The following is a 25,089-nucleotide window of genomic DNA, read 5'->3' as shown; positions in this document are numbered from 1 at the left end:
ACAACACCACAGTTCCCTAACAGGAACATGTTGTAACCACAGACTTCCCACACACCCGCCCCCTGGCGGCGTGTGACGGGTAACAGGGTTACGGCGGTCATAGCGTGGGGGAAACGCCCGGTCCCATTCCGAACCCGGAAGCTAAGACCCACAGCGCCGATGGTACTGCACCCGGGAGGGTGTGGGAGAGTAGGTCACCGCCGGACATAAATTAGGCTCAGGCCCCGACAAACACGTCGGGGCCTGACCCATTTAACCCACCAAACCCCCACCCACATCCTGCACCTTTTCACGCGACCCCCACCCACATCCTGCAGCCTTCCGCGCGACCCTCTCCCACACCCTGCAGCCTTCCGCGCGACCCTCTCCCACCCCGCGGAACCCGACCAGGGGCACCCAACACCGCACCGCCGTCGTACCCTGTCCGGACGGCACAAAACCGAGAGAGCATCCCGGCAAAACCCGCAACAAGTGAGAGAGCATCCCCGAGAAACCTGTATCAAGTGAGAGAGCGTCAGGGTAAAACCTGCATCAAGTGAGAGAGCATCTCAGTGTGAAGATTCCCACGCCTGACTCCCAGCGGCGCCTTTCTGTCATGGTTCGTTTGGTGACTCGCCTAGAATTGATGGAGATGTACGGACTTCGAAGCGCTTGATTTCGGGTTGCGTAGGAAAACGAAATACGGATAAGAGCGGCTGCGATTGCGCCAGTGGTCGGCTCACAACAGGAGGAATCCCACATGGCTGAGCACAATGGCGGTAACCGCGGAGGCAAGGACCGCGGCCCCTTCCGCGGACCGAATAACTCAGGCGGAGATCCCCGCGGATTCCGCTCCCGCGAGAACAGGGAGGGCGGCGAAGGCCCCCGGCGCGCTCCTGGTTCCGGTGAGCGCAAGCCCTTTGGCGACCGTGAGCGTAAGCCCTTCGGTGACCGTGACCGTAAGCCTTATGGCGACCGGGAGAACAAGCCCTACGGCGATCGACCGCGGCGTGAAGGAGACGGCGAACGCCGCAGCTTCGGCGCAGGTGAACGCAAGCCCTTCGGTGATCGCCCCCGCCGTGAGGGCGAAGGTGAGCGTAAGCCCTTTGGCGACCGTGACCGTAAGCCTTATGGCGACCGGGAGAGCAAGCCCTATGGTGATCGTCCCCGCCGTGAGGGAGATGGTGAACGCCGCAGCTTCGGCGGGGGAGACCGTAAGCCGTTTGCCGGCGGTGAGCGTAAGCCGTTTGGCGACCGTGACCGTAAGCCTTATGGCGACCGGGAGAGCAAGCCCTATGGTGATCGTCCCCGCCGTGAGGGAGATAGTGAACGCCGCAGCTTCGGCGGGGGAGACCGTAAGCCGTTTGGCGACCGTGATCGTAAGCCTTATGGCGACCGGGAGAGCAAGCCCTATGGTGATCGTCCGCGCCGTGAGGGAGATGGTGAACGCCGCAGCTTCGGCGACCGGGACAACCGTAAGCCCTTCGGTGACCGCCAGGAACGGGCACCCCGTACCTTCGACCGCGGCGACTCCGGGCCGCGCCAGTTCGGCCGCGACCGTGCCGAGGACCGTCCGGTGCGTGTTCCCAACGCCCGCGACCTGCGCAGCGCCAACCGCCCGGACCGTGAGCGGTCGCCTGAAATCGACGAAGATGTCACGGGCAAAGAGCTGGACCGCGCCACCCAACACCAGATTAAGACGCTCGAAGCGAATAGCGCCGAATGGGTCGCACGTCACCTGGTGATGGCCGGGCGCCTCATTGATGACGAGCCCGAACTGGCCTTCCAGCACGCCCTGGCGGCCAGCCGCCGTGGCGGCCGGCTCGCCGCAGTCCGTGAAGCCGTAGGCCTGACGGCCTACGCCGCGGGCCACTACGGCGAGGCACTCCGTGAATTCCGCACCTACCGCAGGATCAGCGGCTCCAACGTCCATCTGCCCGTGATGGCTGACTGTGAACGCGGCCTGGGCCGGCCGGACCGTGCCCTCGACGTCGTACGTTCCGAGGAAGCAAAGGATCTCGACGCCCCAGGCAAGGCAGAGCTGGCCATCGTGGCTGCGGGAGCCCGTACGGACCTCGGCCAGCTGGATGCCGCCGTGGCCGAACTGGAAATCCCCCAGCTGGACATCAACCGGGCCTTCTCCTACAGCCCGCGTCTTTTCCGTGCCTACGCCGACGCTTTGTCGGGAGTTGGCCGCGAGGAGGAAGCAGCCAAGTGGCAGAGGCAGGCTGTAGTGGCCGAAAATGCCTTGGGACTGGGCGTCGACGAGGAGCCCGACATCGTGGACCTCGGCTGGGATGAGGAAGAGGAAGCCCGCGAGGAGGCGGAACGCCGCCGCCTCATCGAGCATGCAGCCCGCGGCCAGGAGACGGACACTCGTGCGGCAGCCGCTACAACTGCCGACGCCGCCATGCGCAAGTCAGTGCCTGCCGGCGACGCACCGGACGCCTCCGTGGACGACGCAGAGTCGGACTACTTCGAGTCTGACGATGCCGAGTCCGATGAGGACTCCCTGGAACAGGACGAACTGGAATCCGCCGACGACCTAGCTGACGAAGTTGCGGTCCAGGCATCCGAGGGGCCGGAAGGCCACTCCGGAGATGACGCCGAGGCAGGGCACCCCGAACGCAGGGAAGACTGATCCTTCGATGACTGCCGTTCCCCTCATTTCGCTCTTTGACGCGCTGCTCGCCGATCTTGACGGCGTGGTCTACGCCGGTCCGCACGCCATCCCCGGTGCCGTTGATTCGCTCCAGCAACTGGCGGGCTTGGGCATCGGCCTCGGGTATGTCACCAACAATGCCTCCCGTACGCCTGCGCAGGTCGCCGAGCATCTCCGTGAACTCGGTGCTCCGGCGAAGGACCAACAGGTGGTCAGTTCCTCGCAGGCTGCTGCGGAACTCCTGGCATCGCTGCTGGCGCCAGGGGCCCGGGTCCTCATCACAGGCAGCCCGGCGCTGGCGCAGGAAATTGAGCTTGTGGGCCTGACCCCCGTCAGCAGCCAGGCCGACGGGCCCGTGGCTGTGGTCCAGGGGTTCAACCCCGCGATCGGCTGGAAGGACCTTGCCGAAGCCGCGTATGTGGTCTCTGCCGGAGCACTGTGGGTTGCCACGAATACGGACATGTCCATACCGCAGGCACGCGGAATTGCCCCGGGCAACGGAACCTTGGTGGCAGCCGTCGCGGCGGCCACCGGCCAGACACCGCGTGTCGCGGGCAAGCCGGAGGCGCCGCTGTTCCACGCTGCGGCCAAGCGGCTTGCCGCCGACCGCCCGCTGGTAGTTGGCGACCGCCTGGATACGGACATCCTCGGCGGCAACAACGCAGGCTTTGCCACCGTTGCCGTGCTGACCGGTGTTGACACCAGGGAAACCATCCTCGCCGCGCGCACGGCCGAACGCCCGGATTTTGTCATCAATTCGCTCGCCGACCTCCACGCTCCGTACCCGGCCGTGGTGCACACCGATGGAACCTACCGCTGTGGAATATCCACAGCCCGGGTCAGCGGCGACACGGTCCACGTCCATGGCAGCGACGACGACCTCGACTCGTGGCGGGCCGCCTGTGCCGCGTGGTGGGCTGCAGTCCCCGAAGCCGCAGTGCCCACTGAGCCCAAACTCGAGTGGCTCAGTCATTAGACTGGTCAAATGACTGAGCTGAACGAAACGCACAATCAGGTTGCAGCCCAGCCCACCCCGGAATGGCCGGACACAGCAGCCGCGCAGGTCGGGGACCCCTCCGTTGAGGCCGCGGTAGCAACCCTGGATGCGCTCCCGGGAATGCCTGTGGCAGGTCATGAGGCCATCTACAGTGGACTCCACGACGCCCTGCTGGAAACCCTGAACGAAGAGCCTGCGGCCGGGAACGGCGGGGCCTGAGCATGGTGAGACTCGACCAGGCACTGGTTGCGCGCGGCCTGGCACGGTCACGCACGCACGCTGCCGCCCTGATTTCCGAAGGCAGGGTGAGCTCCGCGGGCCAGGTGCTGGCAAAAGCATCACTCCAAGTGGAGGACAGCAAGGACCTTGCCGTCGAACACTCGGAGCAGGACAGCTATGTCAGCCGGGCCGGCCACAAACTGGCTGGCGCACTGGACGCCTTTCCCGGGATAGCCGTCGCGGGGAAAAGGTGCCTGGACGCCGGTGCGTCCACCGGCGGATTCACCGACGTGCTGCTGAGGCGCGGCGCGGCACACGTGGTCGCTGTCGACGTCGGCCATAACCAGCTGGTGCCCCAGCTTCGGAGCGATCCCCGCGTGGAGGTGCACGAAGGCCTCAACGTCAGGTACATGTCCGCCGCGGACATTGGCGGGACAGTGGCCTTGACGGTCGCGGACCTTTCGTTCATTTCGCTGACTATGGTGGTCCTGCCGCTGGCCCTGAGCACGGAGCCCGGCGGCGACCTGGTGCTGATGGTGAAACCGCAGTTCGAGATCGGCAAGGACCGCCTGGGCCGCACCGGGGTGGTGAATTCCGAGCGCGAACGCCGGATGGCAGTGGAAAAAGTCGCCAATGCCGCGCTCGACGCCGGCGTGGACCTGTGCGGCCTGGCGGCGAGTCCCCTGCCCGGCCAGGACGGAAACGTCGAATACTTCCTGTGGATAAAGCGCAGGATGACCCAAGACTTGCCTAAGATCGAAGAGCGCGACGCAGCCATTGCTGAGTTGCTTGGACATCTCTGGCCGAACCACTAGAAAGCGGAACCTGATGAGCAGGCGCGTATTGGTCCTTGCCCACACTGGCCGCGAGGAATCACTGAAGGCTGCCTGGGAGGCCTGCGCCCAGTTGCATGACTCAGGCATAGTCCCGGTGATGCAGGAGTCCGAGCTGGGCGACATGGAACGCTTCTTCGGGCATCTGACCCAGCCGGTGGAAGTCCTGCATGATCACGTGCAGCTCCCGGATGTTGAGCTGGTCATGGTGCTGGGCGGTGACGGGACCATCCTGCGCGCGGCCGAGCTGGTCCGGGAAGTGGATGTGCCCCTGCTGGGTGTCAACCTCGGCCACGTGGGCTTCCTTGCCGAGAGCGAACGGGCAGACCTCGCCCAGACGGTGGAGTGGATTGCCCGCCGCGACTACACGGTGGAAGAGCGCATGACCATCGACGTGCAGGTGTGGGTGCGCGGCCAGAAGATCTGGCACACGTGGGCCCTGAATGAGGCTGCCATCGAAAAGGGCAACCGGGAACGGATGCTCGAGGTGGTCACCGAAGTTGACGAGCGTCCCCTGTCCTCCTTTGGCTGCGACGGCGTGGTGCTGGCCACTCCCACGGGGTCCACCGCGTACGCCTTCTCAGCAGGCGGGCCCGTCGTCTGGCCGGAGGTCGAAGCCCTCCTGATTGTCCCCATCAGCGCGCACGCCCTCTTCGCCAAGCCGCTCGTGGTCTCGCCGCGGTCGCGGCTGGCGGTGGAGGTCCTCAACCGGACCGACGCCATGGGTGTGCTGTGGTGTGACGGCCGGCGGTCCGTGGACCTGCCGCCCGGGGCCCGGGTGGAAGTGACCAAATCCGCCACGCCGGTCCGGCTGGCCCGGACACACCAGACGCCCTTTTCGGCCAGGCTGGTCCGGAAATTCGAGCTCCCCATCCATGGCTGGCGGGGCCCGGTTCCCAAAGCCGAAGCCATCCACACGGGGCCGATCCCGATTGTGCGGACGCCCCGGCCCATGCCTCCGTTGCAGGTCCCGCACGCAGAACACCCTGAAGATGAAACCGATCCGTCAACAGCAAAGTGAATCATGCTTGAAGAACTGAGAATCCGCGATCTGGGCGTCATCACCGACGCCACGCTGCCGCTGGGCCCCGGGCTGAGCGTGGTGACCGGCGAGACAGGTGCCGGAAAGACGATGGTGGTCACCGCCGTCGGACTCCTGCTGGGTGCCAGGTCCGACGCCGGCGCGGTCCGGAGTGGGGCCAAGAGCGCCTCCGCGGAGGCGGTGCTTAAGCTCGACGCCGGGCACGCGGCAGTCGCTCGGGCGCTGGAGGCGGGTGCCGAGGTGGAAGAGTTCGACGGCGGCGCTGAGCTGATCCTTGCCCGCCGCCTGGGTGCGGACGGACGCAGCCGCGCCTACCTTGGCGGGCGCGCCGCCCCGGTGGGGGTCCTCGCGGAGATCGGCGAAAGCCTGGTGGTGGTCCACGGCCAGTCGGACCAGATCAGGCTGAAGGGGACACTCGCCCAGCGCGGTGCCCTGGACAAGTTTGCCGGCGATGCCCTGGCAGATCCGTTGGGCAAGTACCAGGCCCTCTACAGCCACTGGAAGGCCAGCCAGGCGGAGCTGGACACGCTGCGCGGTGCTGCACGGGACAGGCTGCGGGAAGCGGAGTCGCTGGAAATCGCACTGGCCGAGATTGATGAAGTGGATCCGCAGCCGGGCGAGGACGAGTCCCTCAAAGCGGAGGCCGTCAAGCTGGCCAACGTCGAAGAGCTCAGGATCGCCGCAAACACTGCGCACCAGGCGCTCATCGCGGAGGACTACGGTGACGAAGGCGACGCCACCACCCTGGTGGACGCGGCGAAACGGACCCTGGAACACGTGGCCGAGCACGACGCCGAACTCGGCGCGGCGGCCGCGCGCCTGGCAGAGGTCGGTTTCCTGCTGAATGACATCGCCACGGAACTGGCCAGCTACCAGGCCGGGCTGGATTCGGAGGGACCTGAGCGGCTGGCCGAAATCGAGGACCGGCGTGCTGCTTTGGCCAAGCTGGTGCGCAAGTATGCGCCCAGCATTGACGAGGTCCTGGTATGGGCAGAGAACGCGCGTGTCCGGTTCGACGAGCTGCAGGACGACACCACCCGGATTGAGGCCCTGGACGCGGACGTTGCCCGGACCGAGGCGGAACTGAAGAAGCAGGCCGCCGCCATCAGCAAGATCCGGGGCAAGGCCGCCAAGGACCTCTCCGCACGGGTCAGCGCCGAACTGAAGGCGCTGGCCATGGCGGATGCGACCCTGGTGATCACCATTGAGCCGAATGCCCAGCTGCAGCCCCACGGTGCTGACGAGATTTCCTTCCTGCTCCAGCCGCACTCAGGTGCTCCGGCCCGTCCTCTGGGCAAAGGCGCTTCGGGCGGTGAACTGTCGCGTGTGATGCTGGCCATCGAAGTGGTGCTCGCCGCCGTGGATCCGGTGCCCACCTTTGTGTTCGACGAAGTGGACGCCGGCGTGGGCGGCCGGGCCGCCGTCGAGATCGGCCGCCGGCTGGCGATGCTGGCCCAGCACGTCCAGGTCCTCGTGGTCACGCACCTGCCGCAGGTGGCCGCGTTCGCCGACCAGCACATCACGGTCACCAAGACATCGGTTAGGGGAACCGACGGCGGCACGGCCACCGGGTTCACCTCCAGTGATGTACGGCTGCTTGACGGCCCCGAAAGGGTCAAGGAGCTGGCCCGGATGCTGGCCGGCCAGGAGGATTCCGAATCGGCGCAGGCGCACGCGCAGGAGCTGCTAGACGACGCAAAGCTCTTGCCCCAGCGGGTCTAGCGGCGTCCTGGCCGCGCCGTCAGACGGCCAATGGTGCGCGCCATCATGGCGTGCACCACCAGCGGATGCAGCAGCCGGACGGGAGCGAAGTACAGCCGTCCCCGCCAGCCCTTGAGGCGCACGGCCGTGGTGACGCGCAACAGCCGGGCGTCGGCGTCGTAAGCCACTCCGCAGCGGAAATCCAGGTGCGTGTCATCGGCGCTGATCAGTGCTTCTTCGCCGCGGACCCCGGCCACGTCAAAGACGCCGGCCGGCGCCCGGTTGATGCCCACCAGGCCAACCACTGCCTGCCGCAGGCCCAAAAGCGCTCTCACCCAGCCCGGCATGGAATTCAGCGAGAACAGCTCCTCAGCCCAGGTTTTGGGGTCCGCGGAAGCGCCGCCGGGAACTGGGAGGACAATCACATCGGCGTAGTCCGGCGTTGGGATGGACTGCAGCGCCAACGAACGGAAGACCGGAAAATTCCCGGCGTCCGCGCCGCCTTCCGCGCCTGACGGTGGATTTTCCGGGTTCGGATACCTGGTCACCCCTTGATCCTAAGGCTGCCCGCACTGCACACTGGAGCATTTGGGGAACAGTGACGATCCGTGGAAGGCTCATTTGATGATAGGCTCGAATTCCGTGGTGCAGCGATCAAATTCCCGTGTAAATTCCCGGTTCCCGGGCTCGTCCAAGACGACCAAACACATCTTCGTAACCGGTGGTGTGGCGTCCTCGCTCGGCAAGGGACTGACGGCTTCGAGCCTCGGCCACCTGCTGCGGGCACGCGGCCTGTCTGTAACTATGCAGAAACTCGATCCTTACCTGAACGTGGATCCGGGCACGATGAACCCCTTCCAGCACGGCGAGGTCTTCGTCACCGACGATGGCGCCGAGACGGACCTCGACATCGGACACTACGAGCGCTTCCTGGACGAAAACCTGGAGGGCTCGGCGAACGTTACCACCGGCCAGGTCTACTCCACAGTGATCGCGAAGGAACGCCGCGGCGAATACCTCGGTGACACCGTCCAGGTCATCCCGCACATCACGGACGAGATCAAACGCCGGATGCGGCTGCCCGCCGAGGGCAAAAACGCTCCCGATGTCATCATCACCGAGATCGGCGGTACCGTCGGCGACATCGAGTCCCAGCCGTTCCTCGAATCAGCCCGCCAGGTCCGCCAGGACGTCGGCCGTGGCAACGTGTTCTTCCTGCACGTCTCCCTGGTGCCGTACATTGGCCCGTCCCAGGAGCTGAAAACCAAGCCCACGCAGCACTCCGTCGCTGCCCTCCGCTCCATCGGCATCCAGCCGGAAGCCATCGTGATCAGGTCAGACCGTGAAGTGCCTGACGCCATGCGCGAGAAGATCGGCCGCATGTGCGACGTCGACATCGACGCTGTGGTGAACGCCGCGGACGCACCCAGCATCTACGACATCCCCAAGACGCTGCACTCACAGGGCCTGGATTCCTACATCGTGCGTGCCCTGGACCTGCCGTTCAAGGACGTCGACTGGACCAGCTGGGACAAGCTGCTCGAAGCCGTCCACAACCCCAAGCACGAGGTTGAAATCGCGCTCGTGGGCAAGTACATCGACCTCCCGGATGCCTACCTGTCCGTCACGGAGGCGTTGCGTGCCGGCGGTTTCGCCAATGACGCCAAGGTCAAGATCCGCTGGGTACCGTCGGACGAATGCGAAACCCGCGAGGGCGCCCTTGCTTCCCTGGACGGCGTGGACGCCATCTGCGTGCCCGGCGGATTCGGCATCCGCGGCCTCGAAGGCAAGCTCGGGGCGCTCAAGTTCGCCCGGGAATCCAAGCTGCCGGTCCTTGGCCTCTGCCTGGGCCTGCAGTGCATGGTGATCGAATACGCCCGGAACGTGGTGGGCCTGGAAGGCGCATCCTCCAGCGAGTTCGAGCCGGACTCCAAGTACCCGGTCATTGCCACCATGGAAGAGCAGCTGGACATCGTCGAGGGCAAGGGCGACCTCGGCGGCACCATGCGCCTGGGCCTTTATGAGGCAAAGCTTGACGCCGGCTCCGTCATCGCGGAGACCTATGGCAAGACCACCGTCAGCGAACGGCATCGCCACCGCTACGAGGTGAACAACAAGTACCGGGGACAGATTGCCGAGAAGGGCCTGGTGTTCTCCGGAACATCGCCGGACGGCAAGCTCGTGGAATACGTTGAACTCCCGCGCGAAGTGCACCCGTACTACGTTGCTACCCAGGCCCACCCCGAGCTCAGCTCCCGGCCCACCCGGCCGCACCCGCTGTTCGCCGGGCTGGTCAAGGCTGCCCTGGACCACCAGTCCGGAAGCGACCTTCGGGACGCAGGCCTGCCCGGCACGGCTGCCCCTGAAGCTTCGGCTTCCGGCGACAGTGCTGCGGCGGCCAAGCAGGCTCGCACGGTCGCTGCAAAGTAAAAACCGAATACGTAAAGGACGGCGCGATGCCCGGGACACCTGGAACCCCCCAAGCTGCACGGAAGGTTTCGGACGCACCGAGCCCGCGCCGTCTTTTGTCCACCGAGAAGGTCTATGAAGGCCGGATCTGGGACGTGGTCAGCGACAGCTTCCAGCTGAGCGACTCCGGCGACGCGCTCACCCGCGATTACATCGACCACCCCGGCGCAGTGGCCGTGCTGCCCATGAACGAAGCGGGCGAGATCCTGCTCCTGAAGCAGTACCGGCACCCCGTAGGCATGGATCTCTGGGAGATTCCCGCGGGCCTGCTGGACGTCGAGGGGGAGAACTTCGTGGTTGGCGCCGCCCGTGAGCTCGCCGAAGAGGCGGACCTTGCCGCCGGAACCTGGAACGTCCTTGCCGATTTCTTCAATTCGCCGGGCTCCTCCAGCGAGGCCATCAGGATCTACCTTGCCCGCGGCCTCGTTGAGGTGCCGCACCACGAGCGCCACGAGCGGACGGACGAGGAAGCGGAGATTGAATTCCATTGGATAGCTCTCGACGACGCCGTGGCCGCAGTTCTGGAAGGCAAGCTGCATAACCCGTCCGCCGTCGTCGGGATCCTCGCGGCGGCTGCAGCGCGGGCCGACGGCTTTGCCCGGCTTCGCCCCGCCGATGCACCCTGGCCCGCCCACCCCAGCCAGCGTTGATGACGGCGAGTACCTCGGCGGAGGCGCCTGCCGCTCCGGCTGCGGGGCATCCGGCAACACCTGTCCGGCCCCGGACCGCCATCGACCACGCCATTACCGAGTACTTGCAGCACATGGGCGTTGAACGGGGCCTCGCGGCCAACACGCTGGCCGCCTACCGCCGGGACCTGACGCGTTACGCCGGTTACCTCGCCGGCGCGGGGTGTTCAACCCCGGGGCAGATCACGCGGCACCACGTCACCGGATTCGTCCAGGCGCTGTCCGACGGCTCCGACGGCGGCACGGCCCTCGGCGTGAGGTCGGCGGCGCGGACAGTGGTTGCCGTCCGCGGACTGCACAAGTTCTGGGCCCTCGAAGGGCTCACGACGACGGACCCCGCCAGCGACGTCCACCCGCCGATGCCGGGCAAAAGGCTGCCCAAGGCCATCAGCGTGGACGAGGTCACCAGGATCCTTGAAGCGGCGGGCGCCGACACCGCCACGGGGCTGAGGGACCGGGCACTGCTCGAATTCCTCTATTCCACCGGCGCCAGGATCAGCGAAGCCGTGGGCCTGGACGTTGACGACATCACTCTGCAGGAGATGGAAGCCGGACCTGCGATCGTCCGGCTCTTCGGCAAGGGCTCCAAGGAGCGGCTGGTGCCGCTGGGCTCGTACGGTGCCCGGGCCCTGGAGTCCTACCTCGTGCGCGGCCGGCCGCTCCTCGCGGCCAAGGGCAAGGGGACGCCGGCGCTGTTCCTCAATGCAAGGGGCGGACGCATCAGCCGCCAAAGCGCCTGGACCATCCTCAAGGCCGCTGCCGAAAAAGCCAACATCAGCGGGGACGTTTCACCGCACACGCTGCGGCACTCATTCGCCACCCACCTCCTTGAAGGCGGCGCGGACGTCCGCGTGGTCCAGGAACTCCTGGGGCACGCTTCCGTGACAACCACGCAGGTGTACACCTTGGTCACAGCGGATACCCTCCGTGAAATCTACGCCGCGGCGCACCCGCGGGCGCTGGGCTAGCGATGGCAGGCGCACCGGTTACGCTCTGCTTCCTGACCCGGACTAAGGGCGGCGTGCCGCAGGTCCTGTTGGGAACAAAAAAGACCGGCTTTGGCCTGGGCAAGATCGTAGGCCTCGGCGGCCATGTCGAACCGGGGGAGACTGATCAAGAGGCTGCCTGCCGGGAGGTCCAGGAGGAAGCCGGCGTTGTCGTCAGGCAGCAGGACCTGCGCGACGCCGGTGTTGTGGTCTTCGACTTTCCCGCCCGGCCCGAATGGAACATGTCCACCCGCCTGTTTGTGGCGGACCGCTGGGCAGGCGAACCGTCCGAGAGCGCGGAGATCCTGCCGGAATGGTTCGATGTCGGGTCCCTGCCCGTGGAGCGGATGTGGCAGGATGCGGCCCACTGGCTTCCGCTGGCACTTGGCGGCTCGGTGCTGCGCCTTACCGTAGTCCTGAACCCGGACAACGAGACGGTGCGTGAAGTGTTGGACTTCACGCACCGTTGACGCCGTTAGCCTGGCCCAGGCTTTTGGTAGACCTCCATCATTGGCCGGAGAGATAGTAGCCGAAGGTGTCGGCGACCAGGTGGACTGTGCCCGGTGAGGTGTTGGTGAGGGCGATCTTGCCGTCTGTGCCTACTGGTGTGATGACGAGGTTGGGGATGTCTTGGCCTGGGCGGTAGTTCAGGTTTGACGTTCCCGGTCGCGGACTTCCGCTGGCGTAGGCGGTGATGAAGCCTCCGTCCTGGCCTTGGGTGGCGGTGACGTTGACTGCGACGGCGGAGACCCCGGTGGCTGGGATGCCGCCGCGTCCCGTGACCTGGACCCGGATGGTGGCACCCGGGGCGACGGGTCCGGTGATGTCTCCGGTGCCGTTCCGGGAGTCGAGCTGCCGGAACGGGGCCAGGGCTGAGAATGCACCCGGAACCGTGGGGGTTCCCGAGATGTAGTAGCCGAAGGTGTCGGCGACCAGGTGGACTGTGCCCGGTGAGGTGTTGGTGAGGGCGATCTTGCCGTCTGTGCCTACTGGTGTGATGACGAGGTTGGGGATGTCCTGGCCTGGGCGGTAGTTCAGGTTTGACGTTCCCGGTCGCGGACTTCCGCTGGCGTAGGCGGTGATGAAGCCTCCGTCCTGGCCTTGGGTGGCGGTGACGTTGACTGCGACGGCGGAGACCCCTGTGGCTGGGATGCCGCCGCGTCCGGTGACCTGGACCCGGATGGTGGCACCCGGGGCGACGGGTCCGGTGATGTCTCCGGTGCCGTTCCGGGAGTCGAGCTGCCGGAACGGGGCCAGGGCTGAGAATGCACCCGGAACCGTGGGGGTTCCCGAGATGTAGTAGCCGAAGGTGTCGGCGACCAGGTGGACTGTGCCCGGTGAGGTGTTGGTGAGGGCGATCTTGCCGTCTGTGCCTACTGGTGTGATGACGAGGTTGGGGATGTCCTGGCCTGGGCGGTAGTTCAGGTTTGACGTTCCCGGTCGCGGACTTCCGCTGGCGTAGGCGGTGATGAAGCCTCCGTCCTGGCCTTGGGTGGCGGTGACGTTGACTGCGACGGCGGAGACCCCTGTGGCTGGGATGCCGCCGCGTCCGGTGACCTGGACCCGGATGGTGGCACCCGGGGCGACGGGTCCGGTGATGTCTCCGGTACCGTCACGGGAGTCGAGCTGCCGGAACGGGGCCAGCGCTGAGAACGATCCAGCTGCCGGGGGAGTGCTGGCCGTGGTGAAAGTCCAGGTGTACGGTGCCGCCATCGCCTGTCCGGTGGCATTGGTAGCACCGGAAACGGTGGCTGTGTATTGGGTGTTCTGGGACAACGCCGCGTTAGGCGTGAAAGTGGAAGTGTTCGTGGCGCTGTTGTAGCTGGTTGTGCCAGGCACCGTGGTGCTGTTTTGTCCCTTGAGGGTGAATATCACCGAGGCTGCAGTGACCGGCTGGCTGAAGGTCGCAGTGGGTGAGGTAGTAGTAGCAACAGCTGTTGCTCCATTAGTCGGGGTGGTGGACGCGACCGTGGGGGCGGGTGGCACCGGAGCCGTGGTGAACGACCATGTGTGGGGCGCCGCCATCGACTGGCCGGTGGCATTCGTGGCACCGGAGACGGTGGCAGTGTAGGTGGTGGCGTATGAAAGCGCCGCCGCCGGTGTGAAGGTTGCCGTGTTGGTGGAACTGTTGTGGCTCGTGGTTCCCGCAACCGGTGTGTTGTTGGGTCCCTTGAGGCTGAATGTCACCGAAGCCGGGGTAACGGCCTGGCTGAACGTTGCTGTGGGCGCCGTGGTGACGGCTGCTGCGGTTGCTCCGTTGGCGGGCGTGGTTGTCGTGACTATGGGGGCAACAGCGGTGCCGTCGGGAACAAAGGTGACGTCCACCCAGTAGTTCTCAGCGTTGTATGAATTCACGGGGAAGGAGCTGCCGCCTCCATACGCGTACACGCCGTTTCCGGACGTCGGGGTGCTGCGTTGGGCGTGCAAGGGGGCGCTGTCCACGGATTCGCCCCCCGCAGGCATGGGCGAAGGATTCGGGTACATGTGACCGGGCGACTGGGCATAGTGACCCTGTGGGGCGAAGTAGGAAACCACATAGGTGGTGTTGGCTGCGATGGCCACGGGTGTTGAGAACGCCACAGTTTGCCATCCGGAGAGCGTCTCGTTTGTGAAGGTTGCAGTGGCCAGGAGTTGGCCTGCCGCGTTCCACAGGTTGCCGGTGTGCGTCCCGGTGTTGGCGGCCGACTTGTAGAAGCGGACTCCGGTGACAGTGCCGGTGACCTCCGATGAAAATTTGAGGCCAACTTCAACGCTGCCAGTGTCTCCGGAGTCAGGGATGGCCGGCGTGACGTTGGGGCCCCAGATGGAGCAGGGACATGAGACGTTGACGTTTGCCCCGGCGCCGGCAACTTCGAGGTTTCCGCTGTCGTCCACGGCGCGGGTCTTGATGTTTGCAACCGGGCTGCCGTGGGCTATCCATGAGTACGTCCAGTTGTTCCTGCCTTGGGCAGGGTGCCACGTCTTTCCGCCGTCAGTGGAGATTTCGACGCCAGCCACTCTTCCGCCTGCATCGGAGGCGGTCCCGGATATCGTGACCTTTGCACCGTCGGCGACGGTCTGGCCGGCCAGTCCCGCTGAAATCTGCGAACTGGGCCGTGTGGTGTCTGTGGATTTCGTGGCAACGGTCAAGCCTGGCATGAGGGTAACTGGTTGGGCATCCATGTCTGCCAGGAGGTTGACTGTGGCCTGCTGCATATTCCGGTCCGGGTCTTTGCCGGTGACGTACCCATCCAGGCCGTAAGCCCATTGAATGGTGCCAGCCCCGAATACGAGTGCCCCGCTGGGTGCCCGGTACGAGGTCAGGTTGTGCGTGACGGTGGCAGGAGCAATCTGGGACCCGTAGTCGGTGAAGACCTCTGGGGCTGTATGGGTCGTGGAAGACAGCTTGAACGTGCCGGGAGGCCTGAAGCCGTTATCAGCGTCAATGTCCCATTCATATCCGAGCGTGTTCAGGCCTTCGCCCAGTGTGAGCGATTGGGATCCGGTCAGCGTGGCCGCGGCGGTGTTACGCCAGAGCCTCATGGGGCCAAACTCGGCAGGCACCTTGATATCGGTCGAACCGGCGTTGACCAGGAAAAACTGTCCTGTCAGTGCATTCTCCGGCTTGCCGACACTCGCATCGCCGAACCTCGGATCCCGCCACGTCCCGGTCCATTCCACGGGGTCAACCGGAGAGCTGAAAAGAGTGTCCTTATAGGTAACAAGGGTCCTGTTGGCCGTAGCTGATCCATCCGCGCTGGGCTCCCATCTCGTCTTCCAGAACATCTCATTTCCGCTGAAGAACGCGAGGTTCACCCCGGCGTCCCGGGCCGCTTCGACGTTGGCCCGTTGGTCGCCCGACCAGTACTCATCGTGTCCTGAGGACATAAAAACCTTGTGGTTGAGCAGCAGGTTGCCGCGGATGGCTGTATCGAGCCCGCTCAGGTAGCTGACGTCGTAACCGTTTGCCTCCAGGAAACGGATCATTGGATACTCAGCGTCGAACAGCCAGTTAGGTCCCATGGCTGGCGGGTTGAATGGACGGTTGTAGGAAACCTTGAACGCACCCTTATAGGTGGCGGGATTACCGGGCGGACAGGCAACGGTGCAATGGTAGAGGCTGTTTCCGCCGTAATTGTTGTAGGCCTGCCACGTTGAATCGGAGGTCTGGACGGCGATTTTGCTCTTGCCGGCGTCATTGCGGACCACAAACGGGATAAGGCTGCCACCGCCGTTGTCGTCCCGGACCAGGCGGGCAATATATACTCCGGACACAGCATTCGCGGGCACGGACCAGCTCGCCGATGCCGCCCAGTTGCCGCAGTCGATCAGGCCGGTATCCGGAAACTGCAGGCAGGCTGGCTGCTCTTGCGGAAGCGGTGAAGTCGGCCGGAGCTGTGCCGCCACCTTACGCGCGCCGAGCCCCTGGTAGTGCCCCAACCGGAGAATGTCCACGTAATAGGCAGGCGCCGACGTCAGGACCTTAAACGTCACCGTCTCGCCAACATTGACACTCATCTGCGTCGCAAAGCCTTGAAGTGAGGGGTCCCCGGACCCGGACACTTCCCATTCACTGGCCGGGATTCCGGGCAGGGAATTCTCACAGGCGACAGCGTTCGCCGCCGGGTCAGTGCAGGGCTCTGCCGCCTGCGCCGGCGCAACGTCCCAGAGGACCGGCTGCAGGAGGGCCGCCAAAAGGCCCAGTGTGGCAACGAGGACAGTGGAACGGCGCGTTCGCGCACTCCTGTTAGTAGGCACATCAACTCCAGGCTCGACTTTGTCGTGAAAGGACAAAATAAACCGAGGGTCGCTGCACAACCCGTGGCCTCCGGTCCGCCACCGCCCCTACGCGACGCCGAACCGAACTGACGTACAGGATCAGCAAACATCATCCGTCGGCGTGGCCACACCCAAGATTTCGTCAGAGACCTTGACGAGCTGCGTTACCTGTTCGCTAAAACTAGTCGATGGATCTTCCGCCGACTATAGTCGAAGCGATTATCGGGTAACGGGAATTGAATAACAGGTAGCGTGCAGCGACTGGAGCGGGTACACCACACTGTTTCCAAGTATGGCAATTCGGTAATCAGGCTCCTCCCGTATTCCACTGCTTTGGCGCCCGTGTAACCGTTCCGTCCTGGCCGGAAACAATAGGGTTAGCCTGCAAGTCCAGGACACTACGCAACCAGGGGGGATCGTGCTTTCACAGCGCGAGCTGGCGTTCATCGCCTTATACAAGGACAGCTATCCGAGGGTCCACAAGTTCGTCCTCCGGAGAGTCGACGATTCGGAGCTGGCCCAGGAACTCGCATCCGATGTTTTCCGCATCGCCTGGGAGAAGTGGGACGGTGCCACCGCCACGGAAATCCCATGGCTGTTGGCGGTTGCCCGGAACCTCATCGGCAACGCGTACCGCGGCCGTGACCGGCAAAAAGCACTGACCGAAAAGATCATTGCCACTGCAACCGGTGGCCCCGGGGAATCCGGTGACAACGAAGCGGTTGAGAATGCCCTGGCCGCCCTCCGGAACAAGGACCGGGATGTTCTCCAACTTGCCTACTGGGATGATCTGACCATCGCCGAAATAGCCCAGGTCCTTGACTGCTCACAATCCGCCGCAAAAGTGCGGCTGCACCGGGCAAGGGAAGCCTTTCGGAGGCTCCTGCCGGCAACCTGGGAATCGCTCGAACAGAAAGTCGGTGCCTAGCCATGGATCCGATCAGAAAACTGGTTTCAGGGGCCGACCCCATCCGCCACGCCCCTGCTGTCCCCGACGGCGAGGAAGCCCTGCGCGGGATGCTCTCCCGTGCCGAGGGGTTCACGGACCGCGTCTCGCCGGACATCCCCACGCTCGCCGAACGGAGGCAGCGGCGTGCCAGGATCGCCGGGCTTCTGACTATCGCGGCGGCGGCAGTGACAGCAGGCGTCCTGGTCACCGTGAACCTGGGCCCACTCACTGCCGGCCCTGCACCGGCGACAACTGTAACCGCCACCGGAAACCCCAGTCCCAGTGCGACCGCCGAACCCAGCCCGACAGGGACAGGTACCGGCTCTTCGACGCAGGCGCCAGTGGTACCACCGCAAACGTCGGTCAAGGAGCCTGTTGAGTCCGCTGGTGTGTTGTTTAGCAGCGAAGAGGCGGGGGCAACATTCGCACTGCCTACCGGATGGACGGCGAAGGAGGTGCCCGCGGGGACGCCGGATTTCCCGGCCTCCCGGGTCGACGTGTCAGATGACGCCGGCAACACCGTTGCGACCTATTACCACGGTGCTGGGGGAGGGCTCGGCGGTGCCTGTGGACCCGAAAAGTACACGGCCACGGAACTGGACTCCGCACCGTACTTCGCCGGCTGGACGCCCGCAGCCAACGTCCGCTTCTCCTACCGTGTCCTGGACCAGACGTCGGTAGGCGGTGGCTTCAGCTACCAGGTAGGGCTGGTGGATGAGACCAGCGGGCAGTTGACGGACAGCTGCCTTATGTATTCCGTGGTCAACGGCGCGCCGGGCGGCACCCTGTCGTTCGCCGACAGGGCGGCCAAAACCGGCGGCGAACCGGTGTTCCAAACCATGGCCGAAGCCAGGGCCTACATGGGCACCGCGGAGTACCGGAAGCTGAAGGAAATGATCCTGAGCCTGGAACTGTCCCAGTAAGCCCTGCTGGCCACGAGCTGGGAACGACGGCGGCCCGGTCACCTTTCAGAGGTGACCGTGCCGCCGTCGATCCCACCGGAGTTACGGGAGGTGCCGTTCTTCCACACCGTTGTATTCGCTCAGGGGACGGATCAAGGAGTTAGAGTCCAGCTGCTCCATAATGTGCGCGGTCCAGCCGGTGATGCGGCTGGCAACGAACAGTGGTGTGAACGTGGCAGTATCGAACCCCATGAGGTGGTAGGTAGGGCCGGTGGGGTAGTCGAGGTTGGGCTTGATGGCCTTGGCCTCGTCCATGGCCTGTTCCAGGCCGTTATACAGTCCGAGGAGTTCGGGCCGGCCGTAGTGGGCGATCATCTTGTCCAGGGCGGCCTTCATGGTGGGGACCCGGGAGTCGCCGTGCTTGTAGACGCGGTGGCCGAAGCCCATGACCTTCTTCTTCTGCGCCAGCGCGTCCTCCATCCAGGTTTTCGCCCGGGCTGCGGCGTCCTCCAAGGATTCCTCCGGCCGGATGCCGATCTCGTCAAACGTGTGCATCACAGCTTCGTTTGCGCCGCCATGGAGCGCTCCCTTGAGCGCACCGATGGCACCTGTGACTGCCGAATGCAGGTCCGAAAGAGTGGACGTGATCACGCGCGCCGTGAACGTGGACGCGTTGAAGGAGTGCTCGGCGTACAGGATCATGGATACGTTGAAGGCGTCGACGACCTCCGGTACCTGCTCTTCGCCGAAGGTCATCCACAGGAAGTTGGCGGAGTAGTCCAGATCATCGCGGGGCGGCACGGGCTCCTGCCCACGGCGGCGGCGCTGGTCGTAGGCCACCACAGCGGGCATGGCCGCGAACAGGTCGATGGCTTTGTCCATGTTCGCCTGTCGCGAGGAATCTTCTGCGAGCTCGTGGCGGGCTCCCATGACCGATGCTGCCGTCCGGCAGACATCCATGGGGTGGGAGCTGGTGGGCAGCGCATCGATGACTTGTTTGACCACCGGGTCCAGCGCCCGTCCGGCCCGTTCCCGGGCCGTGAAAGCGGCAAGCTCCTCCGGCGCGGGAAGTTCGCCGTTCCACAGCAGGAACGCGACCTCCTCGAAACTGCATCGGGCGGCGAGTTCCTGGACCGGGTAGCCCCGATACAGCAGTGAGTTGGTCTCCGGGTTGACCTTGGACACCGCGGTGTAGTCCACCACGACGCCGGCAAGGCCCTTTTTGATTTCATTTTCAGCCATGCTGAAACTCCTTCGTTCCTTGTGCCTGCATGCCGGCCGAAGCCGGAAGTCCGGGATGGATGGGGGTCACTGGGTACCTGGAATCCTGAAATTGAAGACTCCGGTGTCAAAGCGGTTGTAGGCCTCATAATCCACGAGTTCGTACAGCCGCGCACGGGTCAGCATGCTCTCTACCTGCGCCTCCTGGGTGCCGTCGGACCTAATCGATTCCAGCGTACGCTCCGCGGCACCCATGGCACTACGGAGGAGGGTCACCGGATAAATGACCATGTTGACGCCAACGCCCTGGAGTTGGTCCACCGTGAACAGTTCGCTCTTTCCGAACTCTGTCATGTTCGCCAGGATCGGGACGTCCACGGCGTCGCGGATGGCCTGGAACTCGGCGAGGTCTTTCATGGCTTCGGGGAAGATGGCGTCGGCCCCGGCCTCGACGAGGGCTTTGGCCCGGTCCTGTGCGGCTTGGAGGCCGTCGGTGGCGCGGATGTCGGTGCGGGCCATGATGAGGAAGTTCGGGTCCCGGCGGGCGTCCGCGGCGGCGCGGACGCGTTTGGTGGCGGTGTCCAGGTCCACCACGTTTTTCCCGTCCAGGTGGCCGCAGCGTTTCGGGTTGAACTGGTCCTCGATGTGCAGGCCGGCAAGGCCGGCATTCTCGATTTCCTGGACCGTGCGGGCCACGTTCATGGGCTCACCGAAACCGGTGTCGGCGTCCACGATGGCGGGCAGGTCGGTCATCCGGGCGATCTGCCCTGCACGGGTGGCCACTTCGGTGAGGGTGGTCAGGCCGATGTCCGGCAGGCCAAGGTCGTTGGCCAGGACCGCGCCGGAGATGTAGACCCCGGCAAAGCCCTTCTCCTCGATCAGCCGGGCCGAGAGCGGGTTGAACGCGCCGGGAAACTGGGCGATGGTTCCGGAGGCGAGGAGTTTGCGGAACCGGGTCCGCTTCTGCTCGGGTGTGACGGTGGAATACAGCATCTAGAACAGTCCCTTGGGTGCGTTGAAGTCGATCACGCCGGGGGCGGCGCTGATGTTCAACTGGTCCAGTTCCCCGGCTGCCAGTTCGGGGAGGCGTTCGACGGCGGCGAGGAACCGTTCGATCTCTGCCTCCTCCACGAGCCCGGCGGCCAGGGTGCGGAACTTGTTGATGTACTGTTCCCGGGCGAACGGCCGGGCACCGAGCGGGTGGGCGTCGGCCACCGCGATCTCGTCGGTGATGATGGTGCCGTCGGTGAGGGTGATCTCCACGGACCCGCCGAAGGACTTCTCGGAGATGTCCAGCGAGTGGTAGCGGCGGGTCCACTCGGGGTCTTCCTCCGTGGTTACCATCTGCCACAGTTCCACTGTGTCCGGCCGGGCGGCACGTTCGGGGGAGTAGGACTCCACGTGGTGCCAGGACCCGTCCTGCAGGGCCACGGTGAAGATGTAGGGGATGGAGTGGTCAAGGGTTTCCCGGGAGGCGGTGGGGGAATATTTTTGCGGGTCGTTGGCGCCGGAACCGATCACGTTGTGCGTGTGGTGGCTGGTTTTGATCAGCACGGAGGCAACGTTGGCCGGGTCGGTGGCCTCGGGGTGTTCGCGGTTCAGTTTCCGGGCCAGGTCGATCCAGGCCTGTGCCTGGTACTCGGCGGAATGCTCCTTGGTGTACGTGTCCAGGATGGCCCGCTTCGCCTCGCCGGGAAGGGGCAAGGGCACAGTGTAGGAGGCGTCCGGGCCGTCCAGCAGCCAGGCGATCACTCCGTCTTCGCCCTCGTAGATCGGCACGGGTGAAGTCTGCCCGCGCATGGCCCGGTCCACCGCCTCCACGGCCATCTTTCCGGCGAACGCCGGAGCGTGCGCCTTCCAGGTGGAGATCTCACCCTTGCGGGACTGGCGCGTCGCCGTGGTGGTGTGGAGTGCCTGCCCCACGGACTGGAAGATCGTCTCGACGTCGAGACCCAGGAGCGTGCCGAGGCCGGCCGCGGCGGAGGGCCCCAGGTGGGCGACGTGGTCGATCTTGTGCTTGTGCAGGCAGATGGCCTTGACCAGGTTCACCTGGATCTCGTAGCCCGTGGCGATGCCGCGGATCAGGTCGTGGCCGCTGGAACCGACATGTTGGGCGACGGCCAGGAGGGGCGGAATGTTGTCCCCGGGATGGGAATAGTCCGCCGCGAGGAACGTGTCGTGGTAGTCCAGTTCGCGGACCGCCACACCGTTTGCCCACGCCGCCCACTCGGGGGAAACACGTTCGCCGATGCCGAAGACCTTCGCGCCCTTCCCTCCGGTGCTCGGACCGTGCGTCAGCGCCTGGGCCCGCGCAGCCACAATCGGGGCCCGGTTGAGCGAGGCGATGGCGACAGAGGCGTTGTCGATGATCCGGTTGATCACCATCTCGGTCACCTCCGGAGCCACATCGACAGGGTCCGCCGCGACCGCCGCGATCTTATGGGCCAACTGGTCCTCCCGGGCGAGGTTTTCCTCGCTCTTGTAAACGCGGACGTGGTGTTCCTTGACCATGGGGCTCCTTTATTGGGGTGTATGGGTGGCTTTGATATGCGAAAGGCTGCGGTGCAGATGGACAGTGGTGGCGGCCTGGGCAAGGCGGGGATTGCGGGCAGCGATGGCCTCGGCGATGGCGGCGTGCTCGACGGCGGCGGCCGAGAGCCGGACCGCATCATTGGCCGCAAGCCTGCGTACTCGGACCAGGTGAACCCTGAGGCCGCCCATGGCCTGGGCCAGGTAAGTGTTTGACACCGCTGAATCGATGGCCTCATCCAGGCGTGCCACCAGCGCGTAGTAGTCGTGGCGGGCCGGGTCGTCGCCGCTGATCAGTGCCGGCGCAGCCAGCAGCTCCCGGTGAAGATGTGCAAAATCCTCCGGATTGCCGCGTTCGGCGGCAAGTTCCGCGGCCCTGCCTTCGAGGGTTTCGCGAAGCTCGAACAGTTTATCGATGTCCTCAAGCGAGATGCCGGTGACCATGACGCCGCGGCCACCTGCCGCCGTCGTCAGTCCTTCGGCAGTAAGCCGGCCCAGCGCCTCCCGAAGGGGAGTGCGCGAAACGCCCAGGCGTTCCGACTGCTCCACCTCGGCGAGCAGCGTTCCAGGACGAAGGCGCCACTCCACGATGTCGTCGCGGAGTGCTGCGTAGGCACGGTCGCTGGCGCGTAGGCTTTGACCCTTCACTGGATGCATACGACCAGTGTATACATACAATTCGCAAAATGGCGCGAATCGGCAAACTTTTCCGGAAAAGGCGCACTCTATGTATACATGCCCGGTTCCTGGCGGTCAGCGGCCGCTCCAGCGGTACTCGTTTTCGGGCCGGCCCGGGGTGCCGTACCGCGGCGACCGGGAGACAGTGCCGGCATCCGCCAGGTATTCCAGGTAACGCCTTGCGGTAACCCTGGACATGCCCAGGGCATCCATCACTTCGGTGGCCGAGGCGGCGTCCGACTGTCCCTTCAAAAACTCCTGCACTGATTCAAGCGTGGACACGGACAAGCCCTTGGGCAGCGGCATCTCGGACGGCGCCCTCAAGCTGGCGAATGCCTGGTCAACGTCACTCTGCGAGGCGCCCGTCCTGGCGGAGCCGGACCCGGGGGATGCCAGCTGCTGCCGGAACAGCCGGTAGCTGGCGAGCTTGTCGGCGAAGGTGGCGTAGGTGAATGGCTTGATCAGGTATTGCACCACGCCGATTGCCACAGCGCTCCGTACGATGGCAACTTCCCGGACAGCCGTAATGGCGATGATGTCCGCCAGGATCCCTGCGGCACGCATCCGCCGGGCAATGTCCAGGCCGTGGAGATCGGGAAGGTTCATGTCCAGCAGGACGAGTTCCACCGGCTTGCCGGAGGCTGCGAAGTCGGACAGCAGCCGGAGTGCTGACTGGCCGTCCGGGGCTGTGCCGGCAAGCGTGAACCCCTCCAGCCTGCCCACATAGGCAGCATGGGCAGCCGATGCCACCGGTTCGTCCTCCACAACGAGGACGCGGATTTCGCTCACTGGTACTGCTCCTCTTTATCTGTTCCGGGCGCCATCGCCGGCAGGAAGACATGGAACTGCGCTCCATTGGTGCCCGTGATGGTCATGGTACCGTCCAGCCGCTGCACAGCTTGCCGCACCAGGGCCAGGCCAACGCCGCGCCCGAAGGGTCCGGTCGCCTTGGTACTGAAGCCATGCTTGAAGATATTGTCGACGGCGGCGGGGTCGATTCCGGGGCCGGAATCCTTGACGGTGATGTCCAGGCCCTCGGCGTCGGACTCCACAGTCAGCTCAACCCTTTTGGGGGATTGGCCGTCCGCTGCGGCGTCGATGGCGTTGTCCAGCAGGTTGCCCAGGATGGTGACGAGGTCTTGGACTGCCAGTCCCGCCACCGAAGCAGAGCCCATTGCGGTGAGCGTCAGCTTCACTCCGCGTTCGTTTGCTTCCGCTGCCTTTCCCATGATCAGCGCGCTCAGTACTGGCTCGTCCACGGAACTGATCATCTCGTCGGTGAGCTGCTGGCTGAGTTCAAGGTCCTTGGTGGCAAACTCTAGCGCCTCCCGCGTGCGTCCAAGCTCCAGCAGGGAAACCATGGTGTGCAGCCGGTTGGCGTGTTCGTGGGTCTGGGCACGGAGGGCGTCGGAGAGGGTCTTCATCGTCTCGAGTTCACTTCCCAGTGACTCGATCTCGGTGCGGTCCCGGATAGTGGCCACCGTCCCGAACACGGCAGGACGGCGGGCGCCGGGGGAGTCCGGCGCCTGGGCCGGTCCCTGGTTCACCACCACAATCCGGGGGCCGGTCAGATGGATTTCATCGTGGGCGGTGCGGCCGGACTCAAAAAGGTCCTTGAGGCTCTCGGTGAGCGGGAGGTCGGACAGGGCAGGTGGCCGGGACGGGTCATCCCCCGAACCCCGGGGAACAAGTCCCAGCAGTTCGGCGGCCTGATCGTTGTACATCACTACCCTCCCCCTGGTGTCGATCAGGATGAGGCCCTCACGGACTGAATGCAGGACGGACTCGTAGTAGGCAAAGAGCTGGGCCAGTTGCTCCGGCCCCCATCCGCGGGTCACGCGGCGCAGGTAACGGCCCAGCAGCCAGGACGCCAGGGACCCGCCCAGCAGCAGTGCCAGGCCCAAGGCAAGGAAGGTCGGCAACCGTGCGGACAGGGCAACGTCCAGAGTCCGGACCGTGAGGCCGGCGGCAACCAGGGCCTTCACGTTCCCCGCCGCGTCCTTGACCGGAGCGATAGTGCGCACTGACGGCCCGAGCGTCCCGGCGGTGACCTCGGTGAATACTTCGCCATGAAGCGCCGCATCAATCGAACCGATGTACGGCCGTCCAAGTTCCTCTTCCCGGGGATGCGTCCAGCGCGTCCGGTCCGGCGCCATGATGGTGACGAAGTCTGCCCCGGACCCGGCCATAACGTCCTGGGCGTAGGGCTGGAGCAGCGCAGACGGATCCGGGGCGTCCGCTGCCTGGAGGACGAAGGGGTTGGCGGCGATGGCAGCAGCTACGCCGGTCATCCGCCGTCCTGCCTCCTCATAGCTTCGGTTCCGGGCGTCGATGTAGGTGGCGCTGCCTCCGATGGCAATGAAAGCCAGCACTATGACCAGGTTCGCCACAAAAAGCCTGCGGGCGATACTCCAGCGGTGGATCATCTCGTACCTCCCACGACCAATATGAACGCAACGGTGAGCTAAGTCACGG

The 25,089-nt window shown here is 65.1% G+C and carries 21 protein-coding genes and 1 rRNA gene; 13 read left to right on the top strand and 9 right to left on the bottom strand.

What is annotated here, in order from left to right; all coding sequences use genetic code 11:
• Window positions 1–89 precede the first annotated feature (89 nt).
• A 5S ribosomal RNA gene (rrf, locus tag AU175_RS03495) occupies window positions 90–206 on the top strand.
• Window positions 207–805: 599 nt separating this feature from the next.
• Here rrf and AU175_RS22250 read toward each other — a convergent pair.
• Window positions 806–1,669: a hypothetical protein gene (locus AU175_RS22250; RefSeq protein WP_231938447.1), complete on the bottom strand. Its 864-nt coding sequence runs from the start codon at window positions 1,667–1,669 to the stop codon at window positions 806–808.
• A 54-nt stretch (window positions 1,670–1,723) separates the two neighbouring features.
• On the opposite strand from AU175_RS22250, the gene AU175_RS22245 reads away from it, so the two are divergent.
• Genes AU175_RS22245 through recN form a run of 6 tightly spaced genes read left to right on the top strand, consistent with a single transcriptional unit; the run spans window position 1,724 to window position 7,454 of the window.
• Window positions 1,724–2,620: a hypothetical protein gene (locus tag AU175_RS22245; protein ID WP_231938446.1), complete on the top strand. Its 897-nt coding sequence runs from the start codon at window positions 1,724–1,726 to the stop codon at window positions 2,618–2,620.
• A gap of 7 nt (window positions 2,621–2,627) precedes the next feature.
• Window positions 2,628–3,617 carry an HAD-IIA family hydrolase gene (locus AU175_RS03485; protein WP_066285884.1) on the top strand — a complete coding sequence of 330 codons (990 nt, stop codon included), beginning with the start codon at window positions 2,628–2,630 and terminating at the stop codon, window positions 3,615–3,617.
• Window positions 3,618–3,626: 9 nt separating this feature from the next.
• Entirely contained in the window at window positions 3,627–3,857 is a 231-nt protein-coding gene (locus AU175_RS03480; RefSeq protein ID WP_066285881.1) for a hypothetical protein, read from the top strand.
• A gap of 2 nt (window positions 3,858–3,859) precedes the next feature.
• Window positions 3,860–4,672 (top strand): TlyA family RNA methyltransferase, encoded by an 813-nt coding sequence (locus AU175_RS03475; RefSeq protein ID WP_066285879.1) that lies wholly within the window; start codon window positions 3,860–3,862, stop codon window positions 4,670–4,672.
• Window positions 4,673–4,685: 13 nt separating this feature from the next.
• Window positions 4,686–5,711: an NAD kinase gene (locus tag AU175_RS03470; protein ID WP_066285878.1), complete on the top strand. Its 1,026-nt coding sequence runs from the start codon at window positions 4,686–4,688 to the stop codon at window positions 5,709–5,711.
• A gap of 3 nt (window positions 5,712–5,714) precedes the next feature.
• Complete coding sequence (gene recN, locus AU175_RS03465) at window positions 5,715–7,454, top strand: DNA repair protein RecN (protein WP_066285877.1); 1,740 nt, start codon at window positions 5,715–5,717, stop codon at window positions 7,452–7,454.
• Here recN and AU175_RS03460 read toward each other — a convergent pair.
• Window positions 7,451–7,981 carry a DUF2867 domain-containing protein gene (locus AU175_RS03460; protein ID WP_082978996.1) on the bottom strand — a complete coding sequence of 177 codons (531 nt, stop codon included), beginning with the start codon at window positions 7,979–7,981 and terminating at the stop codon, window positions 7,451–7,453. The two genes, recN and AU175_RS03460, sit on opposite strands and share 4 nt — an antisense overlap.
• 76 nt (window positions 7,982–8,057) lie before the next feature.
• Between AU175_RS03460 and AU175_RS03455 the strand changes: the two genes are divergently transcribed.
• The 4 genes from AU175_RS03455 to AU175_RS03440 are packed head-to-tail and all read left to right on the top strand — an operon-like array spanning window position 8,058 to window position 12,047.
• Window positions 8,058–9,863 carry a CTP synthase gene (locus AU175_RS03455; RefSeq protein WP_066285875.1) on the top strand — a complete coding sequence of 602 codons (1,806 nt, stop codon included), beginning with the start codon at window positions 8,058–8,060 and terminating at the stop codon, window positions 9,861–9,863.
• A 26-nt stretch (window positions 9,864–9,889) separates the two neighbouring features.
• Window positions 9,890–10,552 carry an NUDIX domain-containing protein gene (locus tag AU175_RS03450; protein ID WP_066285873.1) on the top strand — a complete coding sequence of 221 codons (663 nt, stop codon included), beginning with the start codon at window positions 9,890–9,892 and terminating at the stop codon, window positions 10,550–10,552.
• A complete protein-coding gene (xerD, locus tag AU175_RS03445; protein WP_269449471.1) occupies window positions 10,552–11,559 on the top strand; it encodes a site-specific tyrosine recombinase XerD in 1,008 nt (335 codons plus the stop codon). The genes AU175_RS03450 and xerD overlap by 1 nt, the downstream gene beginning before the upstream one ends.
• A 2-nt stretch (window positions 11,560–11,561) precedes the next feature.
• Window positions 11,562–12,047, top strand: a complete 486-nt coding sequence (locus tag AU175_RS03440; protein WP_066285871.1) for an 8-oxo-dGTP diphosphatase — start codon at window positions 11,562–11,564, stop codon at window positions 12,045–12,047.
• 37 nt (window positions 12,048–12,084) lie between these two features.
• Here AU175_RS03440 and AU175_RS03435 read toward each other — a convergent pair whose 3' ends face one another.
• The gene (locus AU175_RS03435; protein ID WP_066285868.1) at window positions 12,085–16,314 is read right to left on the bottom strand and encodes a N,N-dimethylformamidase beta subunit family domain-containing protein; all 4,230 of its coding nucleotides are present in this window, start codon (window positions 16,312–16,314) and stop codon (window positions 12,085–12,087) included.
• A gap of 439 nt (window positions 16,315–16,753) precedes the next feature.
• Here AU175_RS03435 and AU175_RS03430 point away from each other — a divergent pair, with 439 nt between their 5' ends.
• Both AU175_RS03430 and AU175_RS03425 read left to right on the top strand, forming a co-directional pair.
• Window positions 16,754–17,263: an RNA polymerase sigma factor gene (locus tag AU175_RS03430; protein ID WP_066285865.1), complete on the top strand. Its 510-nt coding sequence runs from the start codon at window positions 16,754–16,756 to the stop codon at window positions 17,261–17,263.
• A gap of 2 nt (window positions 17,264–17,265) precedes the next feature.
• Entirely contained in the window at window positions 17,266–18,207 is a 942-nt protein-coding gene (locus AU175_RS03425) for a hypothetical protein (RefSeq protein ID WP_066285863.1), read from the top strand.
• An 81-nt stretch (window positions 18,208–18,288) separates the two neighbouring features.
• Here the strand turns inward: AU175_RS03425 and AU175_RS03420 are convergent, their stop codons facing one another.
• The 6 genes from AU175_RS03420 to AU175_RS03395 all read right to left on the bottom strand — a co-directional run bounded on the left by AU175_RS03420 (window position 18,289) and on the right by AU175_RS03395 (window position 25,040).
• The gene (locus AU175_RS03420) at window positions 18,289–19,428 is read right to left on the bottom strand and encodes a bifunctional 2-methylcitrate synthase/citrate synthase (protein ID WP_066285861.1); all 1,140 of its coding nucleotides are present in this window, start codon (window positions 19,426–19,428) and stop codon (window positions 18,289–18,291) included.
• A gap of 66 nt (window positions 19,429–19,494) precedes the next feature.
• Window positions 19,495–20,400 (bottom strand): methylisocitrate lyase, encoded by a 906-nt coding sequence (gene prpB, locus AU175_RS03415; RefSeq protein WP_066285858.1) that lies wholly within the window; start codon window positions 20,398–20,400, stop codon window positions 19,495–19,497.
• Window positions 20,401–21,918 (bottom strand): MmgE/PrpD family protein, encoded by a 1,518-nt coding sequence (locus tag AU175_RS03410; protein WP_066285856.1) that lies wholly within the window; start codon window positions 21,916–21,918, stop codon window positions 20,401–20,403.
• Window positions 21,919–21,927: 9 nt separating this feature from the next.
• Window positions 21,928–22,593, bottom strand: coding sequence for a GntR family transcriptional regulator (locus AU175_RS03405; RefSeq protein ID WP_066285854.1), 666 nt, complete (start codon window positions 22,591–22,593; stop codon window positions 21,928–21,930).
• A gap of 96 nt (window positions 22,594–22,689) precedes the next feature.
• Window positions 22,690–23,403: a response regulator gene (locus AU175_RS03400; RefSeq protein WP_066285852.1), complete on the bottom strand. Its 714-nt coding sequence runs from the start codon at window positions 23,401–23,403 to the stop codon at window positions 22,690–22,692.
• Window positions 23,400–25,040 (bottom strand): sensor histidine kinase, encoded by a 1,641-nt coding sequence (locus tag AU175_RS03395; RefSeq protein WP_066285850.1) that lies wholly within the window; start codon window positions 25,038–25,040, stop codon window positions 23,400–23,402. The genes AU175_RS03400 and AU175_RS03395 overlap by 4 nt, the downstream gene beginning before the upstream one ends.
• Window positions 25,041–25,089 lie beyond the last annotated feature (49 nt).

This window comes from Arthrobacter sp. B6 (assembly GCF_001663775.1).
Lineage (GTDB): Bacteria > Actinomycetota > Actinomycetes > Actinomycetales > Micrococcaceae > Arthrobacter.
Note: the sequence above shows the minus strand (reverse complement) of the source record. Positions and strands in the feature narration are given on the sequence as shown.

Bases quoted from the DNA above. Each gene is read 5' to 3' on its own strand.
- AU175_RS03470 (WP_066285878.1), top strand. From the start codon at position 4,686: ATGAGCAGGCGCGTATTGGTCCTTGCCCACACTGGCCGCGAGGAATCA.
- AU175_RS03455 (WP_066285875.1), top strand. From the start codon at position 8,058: ATGATAGGCTCGAATTCCGTGGTGCAGCGATCAAATTCCCGTGTAAAT.
- AU175_RS03420 (WP_066285861.1), bottom strand. From the start codon at position 19,428: ATGGCTGAAAATGAAATCAAAAAGGGCCTTGCCGGCGTCGTGGTGGAC.
- AU175_RS03475 (WP_066285879.1), top strand. From the start codon at position 3,860: ATGGTGAGACTCGACCAGGCACTGGTTGCGCGCGGCCTGGCACGGTCA.
- AU175_RS03440 (WP_066285871.1), top strand. From the start codon at position 11,562: ATGGCAGGCGCACCGGTTACGCTCTGCTTCCTGACCCGGACTAAGGGC.
- xerD (WP_269449471.1), top strand. From the start codon at position 10,552: ATGACGGCGAGTACCTCGGCGGAGGCGCCTGCCGCTCCGGCTGCGGGG.
- AU175_RS03410 (WP_066285856.1), bottom strand. From the start codon at position 21,918: ATGGTCAAGGAACACCACGTCCGCGTTTACAAGAGCGAGGAAAACCTC.
- AU175_RS03405 (WP_066285854.1), bottom strand. From the start codon at position 22,593: ATGCATCCAGTGAAGGGTCAAAGCCTACGCGCCAGCGACCGTGCCTAC.
- AU175_RS03425 (WP_066285863.1), top strand. From the start codon at position 17,266: ATGGATCCGATCAGAAAACTGGTTTCAGGGGCCGACCCCATCCGCCAC.
- AU175_RS03485 (WP_066285884.1), top strand. From the start codon at position 2,628: ATGACTGCCGTTCCCCTCATTTCGCTCTTTGACGCGCTGCTCGCCGAT.
- AU175_RS03395 (WP_066285850.1), bottom strand. From the start codon at position 25,040: ATGATCCACCGCTGGAGTATCGCCCGCAGGCTTTTTGTGGCGAACCTG.
- recN (WP_066285877.1), top strand. From the start codon at position 5,715: ATGCTTGAAGAACTGAGAATCCGCGATCTGGGCGTCATCACCGACGCC.
- prpB (WP_066285858.1), bottom strand. From the start codon at position 20,400: ATGCTGTATTCCACCGTCACACCCGAGCAGAAGCGGACCCGGTTCCGC.
- AU175_RS22245 (WP_231938446.1), top strand. From the start codon at position 1,724: ATGGCCGGGCGCCTCATTGATGACGAGCCCGAACTGGCCTTCCAGCAC.
- AU175_RS03450 (WP_066285873.1), top strand. From the start codon at position 9,890: ATGCCCGGGACACCTGGAACCCCCCAAGCTGCACGGAAGGTTTCGGAC.
- AU175_RS03480 (WP_066285881.1), top strand. From the start codon at position 3,627: ATGACTGAGCTGAACGAAACGCACAATCAGGTTGCAGCCCAGCCCACC.